Below are 9,639 nucleotides of genomic sequence, written 5' to 3'. Positions count from 1 at the left end.
AGCATTTACTGGTACATTAATTTCACTACCATTACCAAAGCGATAAGTTAATTTATCTATGGTTGAACCTGTACCATTAACTGTACCTTGTAATCTTGCACCTGAATTTAATATTGCATTAGCTTGAGGACTGGTAATATTAATTTGTGGTAAGGCTGAATCAATGGTAAATTCTTTAGTCCCAGCATCACTTATATTACCAGCAACATCGGTTGCTGTGATAGTTAAATTTTTCAATCCATCGGTAATTTGAGATGTGGTAATTTCCCAAGAACCATTAACAACTGTTGTTTGTCCTAATTTATTTTGGCCATCAAATATTTCTATTAATGCACCAGTTTCACCTTTTCCTGTAACAGTTGGTGTATTTTGATTTGTGACTGTATCACTATCATTTTTTAACCCTATTTCTGTGGGTATTCCTGGCTTGGTAGTATCCAAGGTAAATTTAACTAAAGATTCAACAATATTACCAGATTTATCTTCACCGCGTAAGGTTAATTGATATTCTCCATCTGCTAATTGATTACCTTTAATTGCCGCTAATTTATCTTTATTTAAGGTAAAGTTAACATTAGCTTTCAGTTCTGATAAAATATCCATAAAGTTACTACCATCACTGAATTTAGCCTGGAATTTACTCAGATTTTCAGCATTACTGATAGAACCAGAAATTTCTGGATTATTGGTAATTCCATCTAAGTTACTACTTCCTGTATCTTGAGATAATTTAGCTGTTAAAGTTATACTACTAGCAAAGGCAATAATTTCTTGAGCTAAGGGAAGATTCCGCCAATCTTTACCACTAGCAAAGAGTCCACCAATATCTGTTAATGTTCCTGTAGCACCTGTAATTTTAAAGATAATATCGTTGTAATCTGCGTCTGTATTTTGGTCGTTTCTGATATCTTCCCAACCAAAAGTTCCTGGTAGTAATTGTCCTATTTGTATGGCATTGTTAGGATTAGCAGCATCGATGGAAAATAGGGGACGTTGACTATTACCAGAACTAGGATTATCAAATACTTGCTTAACAGTTCCTTCGGGAACTAACATGAAGGCAATTTTATCTCCAGGGGTAAAATTAAAGGTTTTTAAACCAGAATAATTACCATCGTTTTTATTAGTTTCTCCTAGTTCTCCAGCAAATTTTGCTCCTTCATTAATATCAATAATTACTGTATATCCTAACACAGAATTACTTAAAGCCCGACGTGATGCTTCTTTGATATAATCTACTGAACCTGGTGTTAAATTATCCATATTTTGAAGGCTAAAAATAGCCATTTCGTTATGGTAACTACCGGAGTCAGCTAAGAAGTCTATGGTAATTTCGCCGTTGTTATCAACTAAAAATACTCCTGGTGTGTCTGCGTGTTCTACTGCAAAGGTTTGACCTTCTGATGTTAAGGTACTATGATCATTTTCTGATTTTAATGCTGTTAATTCTGTGGGTGTTAATTGCTGATTTTGGGCAAGATGGGCAAAAATTGCTCCTTCATCTCCGGGAGCATCTATAAGATTTATTTGATTATCTATGTAATGTCCTATTTCTTCTAATAAAACGTTGACTGCTTGACTAGAATTAGTTTGTTGTGGATTAAATAAGTCTTGAGAAAGATAAATTGTATTATTACCAAAAGCTCCATCAGCTTGTAGTTGAGATTGGGGGATAATTTGAATATCCGGAATTAATTGTCCCTGGGCTAAATTGTCAACTATTGTATGTGCTAATTCAACATTACAGCCATAGCCAAATGCTAATTCTATATTGTTGTAGAGGTTAGGAGAATTTGCAAAGTTTTCTAGTGCTATTTGGGTAATTGGTAAAACTTCCTGATGTAAATATTGAGTTAGCGTTTTATCAGTAAAGGTAAATTGCCCCGTTGCTGATGGTATTTGGGGAATAGAGGATAATCCAGAAGATAGGTTTAAACTCTTTGGGACTGGGGGATCATCTTGAACTGGAATTAAGGGGTTATTAAGGGGATTGGATGGAGGGGTAAATATATCATATCCATGGATTTTTGGCTCTTCGTTACTTGTTATGGTTCGATAGGGGGGCATAAATCGACTAAATCCTTATCTGGCAAAAGACTTAATTGATTAGTTCGCTCTAGATCAAAAACAATTGACAAAAATCGCTAAATGGCTCTCTGTATAAGGGATGGAACCCTTATACAGAGAGCCATTGCATAACACAAACCGCAGAATAAGCCAGAAAACCTTGATGGCTTAGAAGCTTAAAATGATTGGTACAGCAGAAATATAACTTAAAACTTTGGAAAAAGACGATCAAAGCGAAACTTTTCTCTATTTTCAAAGTTCGAGGTTGGTCAGGGGGAGCGAGCAGGTCAACCACCTGGAATCGTAAAAGTGAGCATAAGAAAAAATCTGTATAATTTAATACAAATTTACAAAAGTTAAAGAAAATCGCGCAATTGCCGCAGAAACCCAACATTAATCGGGGTTTGGGGTTCTGTTGCACAGGGCAAGCGCATCTTAACAATCCTTGACAAAATGAACTTTGTGTGAGTTGCTTACCCAGAGGGCGATTCAGGCATATTTGAAGAGAATTTGCCATCTCAATTGTTAAGCAAAAATCGACCAAATGGGTCGATTTCGTAACTATTCTGATTGACTGGTATCACCTGAAATGCCCATGCGGATCACAAAATTAGCCAATTGTCAATAGCGTTTGAGATGCTCTCACCCTGTGTTGCAAAAGCCTTACACTAAATCCGCTTATTGACATCTCCCCGCTTTAAAAAGACGGGGATTCTAATCGGTGAATAGAATCGGGTTGAAACCGCGCTTCTATTCGATTACGATATATTTTAGAAAGGCTATCCAATTTATATCGTTGTGGCACTGTCAAAGATGCCCTACCCACCTTATCTAGAGAAACCCCTAGCTGTGTGGCTACTTTTTTAATGATATTGGCCGCACCGTTGCAATCAGCATTAATTAATTGACCACTAAAAGCTTTAAACAAACCTCTTTTAACTCTTTTACCTGATGACTGCCACCCTTCGGGTTTCTCACCGAATTTAGGTAGCGAATCACCATCTAAAAAAGAAGCCTTTGAGGTGTAGCTTTCCTCAGTTTCAACGAATTTAATCCCGTACTTTTCACACAATTGACAAATGCGATTTTTAAGCTTCGCTGTGGGAATACTAACAAATTCCTGATTAACTTTCTTTCCCAACTCAATCGAGTCTTTTTGTCGCTGATTCCATCCAAAAACGACAGTAGAAATGTCATTGCCGAGACACCAATTGATAATAAAACGAGCAGCTTTATTGGTAGCGTCTCTCATCTGTCGGTTACGCCTTTCGGTTATTTTAGCTAATTCCTCATCCCAGTAACCCTGCGGCTTACCAGTCTTAATTTGAGCAACTCGCTTGTTATACCATTGATTTTGAGACTTAACCTTTTTTCCGTCAAAGATAAAAGACTTTCCCGTGTTAGAAACGCAGGTTAACCAGTTACCCAATCCGTGATCTATTCCTAGTACATTGTTGTTAGGCTTAACTTTCTCTTGATCGGGTTGCTTATAAACACACTCAAGATAAAAACTAAGATTTCTAGGAACGATCCGAAACTCTTTAATGTCTTCAAACCTCAAATTAGACGGCATTGGCAGATAAAAACTATCAATCCCGAACCAAGCTTTTACCTGATCCCCCAACGAAAACCTTAACCCTTTTTCGGTTAACTTCACATATCTTGCCGTATAGGTTACTACTGCCATCCCCCCTTTCTTTCGATATTTAGGTGGTCTAGACTTATTAGGTAATTGCCCTTTATTCCCAAGACCTAAAAGCCCTTTATAGGAAGAAAAAGATTCAGCAACATCATGTAGCAATTGTTGAGCGCAACATGACCGCATGGCTCGAAAATGAGGGTTATTTTTCAACTGAGAATCAAGGTCATATTTACCGATATATCGCCCTGCCTTAAAAAGCATTTGCCGACAATAATAAATACCACAATTAGCCAGCTTGTTAGCTTCTTCACAGACAAACTCTAAGACAGCCCTTATCTCGCTGTCTGTATGGATGAGAACTTCTTGAACTCCGTACATCTTGACTTACCTCCTGTATATAGGATATGTTGGAAATACACTATTTGTCAAGGGTAGATGGAAGATTATAGAAGAAATCCTCATTCGGTAACACTACTTAACTATCACTTTGTCTGGTGTCCAAAACGGAGAAAAGCGGTATTAAAAGGGGACATTAAGTTAAGAGCGCAGTCGATTATTTTTGACCTGTGCAAAGAAAATAACTGGAGGTTGGTCGCAACGCGCTCGCTACGCGAGAACGCGCTCGCTACGCGAGAACGCATTAGAAATAATGCCAGATCATATTCATTTATTTTTGGAATCAGACCCTAGTTATTCCCCGACCACAATAATTAAAAGAATCAAAGGGAGACTATCTCATCACTTAAGAAAAGAATTTCCAGAATTGTTAAAACTACCCACTCTGTGGACTCCTAGCTATTTCTGCTCAACTGCTGGCAACGCTTCTACGGAAACTATTAAAAAATACATTGAGAATCAAACTAATAAATGATACAGGGGGATAAATCCCCTTGTTCGCTCGACTACCATCCGTTAAAACGGATGGCTAACCCTCACTCACGATTTCTCTGGTTTAAGGTTTGATACGACCGTAAATTTCTCGTTTCGTTGCACAACCTCCGTTTGATACATAATACTAAATCCGCTTTGATTACCTAAGTTATCGCAAAGGCTAGGCGGTCGGCAGGGGGCAGGAGGCAGAAGGGTTTAAGAGAAAAGGGATGAATAAGTGATCGCCGATTCTAGATAAAACGGATTTGACATAACGTCCAACTTGACAATACCGATTGATGTTAATGTTTGAGTGCAGTGCGCCGTTTAGGGGGAAATTGAACTAAAATTGTAAATTCTCAAAAAGTGCTAGTAGAGAGAAGCCATAGCCAAGCTGCTAGGCTGCCAAGCAGCCTAACCTGCATTATTCATGAACCAAAAAACAAGGAACCCGAAAAACTGGATTTACATCCAGTTTTTTTGGGGGTTAAATAAGTAAGTAAAAATCCTTAATCAACCGCACAAAATTAACAATTAAAGCCTAAAAAAGGGTTCTTCGTTACTTGGTATGGTTCGATAGGGGGGCATAAATCGACTAAATCCTTATCTGGCAAGAGACTTAATTGATTAGTTCGCTCTAGAGCGAAAACAATTGACAAAAATCGCCAAATGCTTTTCTATATAAGGGTTACATCCCTTATAACCCCCGTCCATTACATAACACAAACCGAAGAACCTAAAAAAGCGACTAAAATTGTCATTTAGATACAATAATACTAGGAAAGCTTGGCTTTAAGAAAAAATCAATTGAACTCCACTGGAAAGTCGCTATGAAATTAGACTAATTTCATAGGCAAATGGACAATGAGCTGCTAACTCAACTAATACTTCTCTGACCGAAACACTAACTTTTGCCGCAGTTTTAATAAGTAGTCGTGCAAAATTAATTTCCTAGTGAAGATAGGCAAGAGGCAAGAGGTGGTTAGATATGTGTAATTAATTTTGCTTAGGTACTTAAGAGTTTCTTTTAAACGAGAAACTGTCGCCTTTGCCAATCTTGTCCCCTGTGCTGCTTGCCGAATCCCCAGCAGCAAAATATAAGCAGCTTGGGACAAAAACAGACGAAACTGATTGACAATAAATTTTTGACAACTGAGTCTGTCAGCCTTGATTCCTATAGCCCAGTGACGGAGAGACAAAAGTCCCTGAATTTTTCCCCCGATCACTCCCATATCCGGGACTTTTTGACGGCCAAAAGGTCTAAAAGTTTTACCCAACAAGGTTTTTAGATTTATTCAGCCAACCCTATTTAGTTGCTTATTATTCATTCTTAATTCTCCTGACTACTGACTACTGACGACCGGCTACTGACTCCTAACCCTAACAACAATTTTTGATTTTTACCAGGGGTCTAATTGACTGATCCTGACTGGGCAATGGCTTGAAAAAGTCTCTGTTGGAATGTTGCCTCTGAGAGGGTGGGCGTGTAGCTAACCGCCACTGAAGCAGCATCTGGATTGATTTGGACTTCTTGCACGCCAGCCAAGGACTGAAGGCACTGGCGCAACCGCTCGGCGTAGGAGAGATCTTGGCGCAGGCGAGGAATCCGCAGTCGCACCCGCCCCGCAATAGCGTGGATGATTTCGGTATCTGTGGGAAGGCTTGCTGCAGATCGAATTTTCTGGCGTGCCTTGGCCGAGATACAGAAGCCTTCTTGGGCTTCTAGATAATTAAGCAGGTCGATCAAGTCATTGTGTACGGCGATCAGGCGATCGCATCCTGGCAGCTGCTCAACTCGCTCGGCGCCATCGATGACTTGGATCGTTTTGATGACATTCTGATACATAGGGCGATCTTTCTGGATATCGTCCCTCAGTTCTGTGGCAAATTGATAGAGCGAGATAGCTTCCAACTCAGGGTAGATCGATTCGGCTTGCCCAAAGACTTTAACGAATGTCTGTCCCAGAGATCTCTGCTCTGAGAAGGAAAAATAGAAAGCGTCTCCAACAAAGTCCTTGCGGTTGGCAAAAGTCCTGATAATTTTGCTAATCAGTTCGATCGCCTTCTTGTCTCTGGTGTAGGGACCGTATCGATAGACGTACCAGTACCAGCCAAAGAATTTCACCAGGACATAGAGTAGTTCTAAGGCTTCGGGAGAACCGATTTCATTGGCTTCGGGATATTCCCGTCTAAAAAATTCCAACTCTTGCTGATTGAGGATGCCGTCAAGTCGGACTTGCAATTCGTGAGCGGCGAACAGGAAGGGATTGATATACAGAGCGGCAATCTGATTTCGTTTCTGCGTCTTTTCCTCCTCTTGTTGCTCGCTCCAAGTCCAAACTGTCCAGATGGCTGTGGCAGTTGCCGAAAGTAGCGATAAGATGATGCCGAGTGTTGCTTCCATGTTCCACTATTCCAATATTTATTAGCTTGGAGATTACACTCTCAGTTGCAATCTTGCCCACTTAGCTCGATAGGCAGTCTCCCCCTGAGATAGATGTCAGTATTTGTAATATAAGGGTTGTCAGGAGCTGCCAGATTATCTGCGGCAAATGGCCGATTCCCGATCGATGGGATCGGCAAAAGGCGCACTACAGTTAGCCCATTTAACAAAATCAATGTCAAAAATGACAATAGCGGCGAATATTGTGCCGGCTCCCGCAGCAAAGGCGATTACAGCCATTATCATCTGATTTTTCTTCACCCTAGCTCCTTAATTGGGCTAATTCAAGCCTGAATTGCATCACTGTCTGATTTGCTTTCATAGAATACCTCATTCGGGGTACGATAGTCAAGGCATTTTCGAAAACGATTGTTAATAGACCTCTGGTAAAAATCAAAAATTGTTGTTAGGGTTGGGAGTCAGTAGCCAGTAGTCAGTAGTCAGGAAAATTAAGAAAATAGACCTCTTGAAAAAATCAAAAATCTGACCTTAGGTGAGGAGTTTCCGAGCCAGTAGCTGGTCGTCAGGAGAATTAAAAATGAGCATTAATCAATATTGAGAGATTTTATGCAATTTTATGCCTATTTTTCTCATTTTTTCCCTCTAAAAAATTAATTATGTAAGAACTATAAGTAGTTGGACAAAAGTAAAGTTAACTGTGGGGTAAGGAGTCAGTAGTCAGTAAGAATTGCGGCAATGTACATTTCTTAAGATAGACAACATAATTTATGTCCGACTACTTATTTAACATCAATAGTAACGAAGAGCCAAAAATCTTAATCTTAAATTAAATCAGCCTTAAACTCAATTTAAATCTAACCAGCTATTAAAACTATAGTTTTAATAGCTCTATCCTATGAAAAGCCTACAAAGTTATATCGATGAAACTCCTCCTCGTCCCCTAAGTTTGATGCAATGGCGCATCTGGATTTTGGCGGCTACTGGCAAGTTTTTTGAAGGCATGGTCATCTTTCTGACTGGAGTTGCTATTCCCTTAATTGAGCAAGATTTTAACTTAGCATCAGCCCTAAAAGGTTCAGTTGCTGCCGCAACGCTTTTGGGGATTTTGGTGGGGGCTTCCCTATTCGGAAATTTAGCGGATCGCCTAGGACGAAAGTTAGTTTTTGTGTCTGAAATGGCGATTTTTACTGTTTTTGTCAGTTTAACAGCGATCGCTGGGAATGTTCCCTCCCTGATTTTCTTTTTATTTTGCGTTGGGGTTGCTCTTGGGGCAGACTATCCCACAGCCCATCTGATCATTTCTGAGTCAATTCCTAGTAGTTTTAGGGGCAGAATGGTATTAGGAGCTTTTGCTTTTCAATCAATTGGCTCCCTAGGCGGAGTCTTAATCGGATTACTGGTACTGCGGATTAACCCTGAAGTAGGGGCTTGGCATTGGATGTACGCCAGTTTAGTTATTCCAGGAATTATTGTTTTTTTATTGAGGACAGGAATCCCAGAAAGCGCCCATTGGTTAATATCTCACAATCGCCAAGAGGATGCTCAACGTTCTGCTAAAGCTTTACTGCAACGCCCAGTTGAGCTTGCGGACTTAGTAGAGAGAATCGGCCAGCAACGCAAGCAAAAATACAAGCTTTTGTTTTCCCCTCGCTATCTCAGAGCAACTATATTAGCGGCTGTTCCTTGGTTTTTGCAGGATCTAGCCACCTACGGCATTGGTATTTTTACCCCAACGATTTTAGCAACCCTATTTACCAAAACTCAGCCTAATTTTATTTTCAAAGATATGGTGGCGGCGGAAGGTTCTGGAGCAATCGATCTGTTCTTACTGATTGGATTTCTTGCCTCGATTTCTTTAGTTGATCAAGTCGGGCGTATCCCTTTACAAATTAGACCTCTTGCATAATTTTTTTATGGTATAATATAAGGTTTTGCTTTTTTCTCAATTCTTAGATTGAAGTGGAAAAAAGAATAAAATGTGATCTTAGGTCAGGAAATCATCTATAATTTTGCTATGTTTATTAGCAAAATTATGGATTATCAAAACTTATCAGATGAACAATTCAAACGCCGTTTCGGTGTGTATAAACAAACATATAGAAAGATGGTAGAATCAGTAAAAAGTGTTGAAGCCGACTCTAATTCACCATCTAAAAGGGGACCGAAACCTAAACTATCTATAGAAGAACAAGTTTTAGTAACGTTAGAATATTGGCGAGAATATAGAACATATTTTCACATTGGTACAAGCTGGGAACTATCAGAATCAACTATATGTCGGATTGTAAATAAGACGGAAAAAATGCTTTTACAATCGGGAAACTTCCGTTTAAAAGGAAAAAAAGCTTTACTCAATCAAGCAGAGATACCGGTCGTAACGGTAATGGATGTAACGGAAACTCCCATTGAACGCCCCAAAAAGAAACAGAAAGATTTTTTGGGGGGTAAAAGAGGTTATCATACTTTAAAATCCCAATTAGTAGCTGATCAAAATACCGAGGAAATTATCTGTGTCGGTGGTGATTCGGTAGTAGTGATGGCGGCTTAATCCTTTGCCAGCTGTGCGTTGTAGTCATGGATAAAATACCAAACAGCCCCAACGTGATTCTCCATTTTTTTAGAGAAAGATAGACTCTCTCTCACCAGCCGAGAAATC

5 protein-coding genes and 4 pseudogenes are annotated in these 9,639 nt (G+C 39.5%); 3 read left to right on the top strand and 6 right to left on the bottom strand.

The genetic code is table 11. The features are described from left to right. Positions 1–2,067 (bottom strand): Ig-like domain-containing protein (locus tag O9324_RS22295; RefSeq protein ID WP_288141331.1); only part of this gene is annotated, 2,067 nt, incomplete at its 3' end. 697 nt (positions 2,068–2,764) lie between these two features. Next, positions 2,765–4,087, bottom strand: coding sequence for an RNA-guided endonuclease InsQ/TnpB family protein (locus tag O9324_RS22290; RefSeq protein WP_288141330.1), 1,323 nt, complete (start codon positions 4,085–4,087; stop codon positions 2,765–2,767). A 57-nt stretch (positions 4,088–4,144) separates the two neighbouring features. On the opposite strand from O9324_RS22290, the pseudogene tnpA reads away from it, so the two are divergent. Beyond that, a pseudogene (gene tnpA, locus O9324_RS22285) lies at positions 4,145–4,580 on the top strand (IS200/IS605 family transposase). 880 nt (positions 4,581–5,460) lie between these two features. On the opposite strand, the pseudogene O9324_RS27590 reads toward tnpA, so the two are convergent. From O9324_RS27590 to O9324_RS22270, 3 genes and pseudogenes are all read right to left on the bottom strand, one after another. Further along, a pseudogene (locus tag O9324_RS27590) lies at positions 5,461–5,757 on the bottom strand (transposase); the annotation flags it as partial. A 233-nt stretch (positions 5,758–5,990) separates the two neighbouring features. After that, entirely contained in the window at positions 5,991–6,983 is a 993-nt protein-coding gene (locus O9324_RS22275; protein WP_002764821.1) for an HMA2 domain-containing protein, read from the bottom strand. Positions 6,984–7,118: 135 nt separating this feature from the next. Next, a complete protein-coding gene (locus O9324_RS22270; RefSeq protein ID WP_002764822.1) occupies positions 7,119–7,268 on the bottom strand; it encodes a hypothetical protein in 150 nt (49 codons plus the stop codon). A 610-nt stretch (positions 7,269–7,878) separates the two neighbouring features. Here O9324_RS22270 and O9324_RS22265 point away from each other — a divergent pair. Together O9324_RS22265 and O9324_RS22260 are read left to right on the top strand one after the other, a co-directional pair. Beyond that, positions 7,879–8,889 carry an MFS transporter gene (locus O9324_RS22265; RefSeq protein WP_288141329.1) on the top strand — a complete coding sequence of 337 codons (1,011 nt, stop codon included), beginning with the start codon at positions 7,879–7,881 and terminating at the stop codon, positions 8,887–8,889. Positions 8,890–8,997: 108 nt separating this feature from the next. Continuing rightward, positions 8,998–9,498, top strand: a pseudogene (locus tag O9324_RS22260) (helix-turn-helix domain-containing protein); the annotation flags it as partial. Positions 9,499–9,527: 29 nt separating this feature from the next. Here the strand turns inward: O9324_RS22260 and O9324_RS22255 are convergent. After that, a pseudogene (locus O9324_RS22255) lies at positions 9,528–9,639 on the bottom strand (IS1 family transposase); the annotation flags it as partial.

The sequence above is a fragment of the Microcystis sp. LE19-84.1B genome (genome assembly GCF_027531875.1).
Lineage (GTDB): Bacteria > Cyanobacteriota > Cyanobacteriia > Cyanobacteriales > Microcystaceae > Microcystis > Microcystis panniformis.
This window is presented reverse-complemented; position numbering and strand designations above follow the sequence as displayed.

Bases quoted from the DNA above. Each gene is read 5' to 3' on its own strand.
- O9324_RS22290 (WP_288141330.1), bottom strand. From the start codon at position 4,087: ATGTACGGAGTTCAAGAAGTTCTCATCCATACAGACAGCGAGATAAGG.
- O9324_RS22275 (WP_002764821.1), bottom strand. From the start codon at position 6,983: ATGGAAGCAACACTCGGCATCATCTTATCGCTACTTTCGGCAACTGCC.
- O9324_RS22270 (WP_002764822.1), bottom strand. From the start codon at position 7,268: ATGATAATGGCTGTAATCGCCTTTGCTGCGGGAGCCGGCACAATATTC.
- O9324_RS22265 (WP_288141329.1), top strand. From the start codon at position 7,879: ATGAAAAGCCTACAAAGTTATATCGATGAAACTCCTCCTCGTCCCCTA.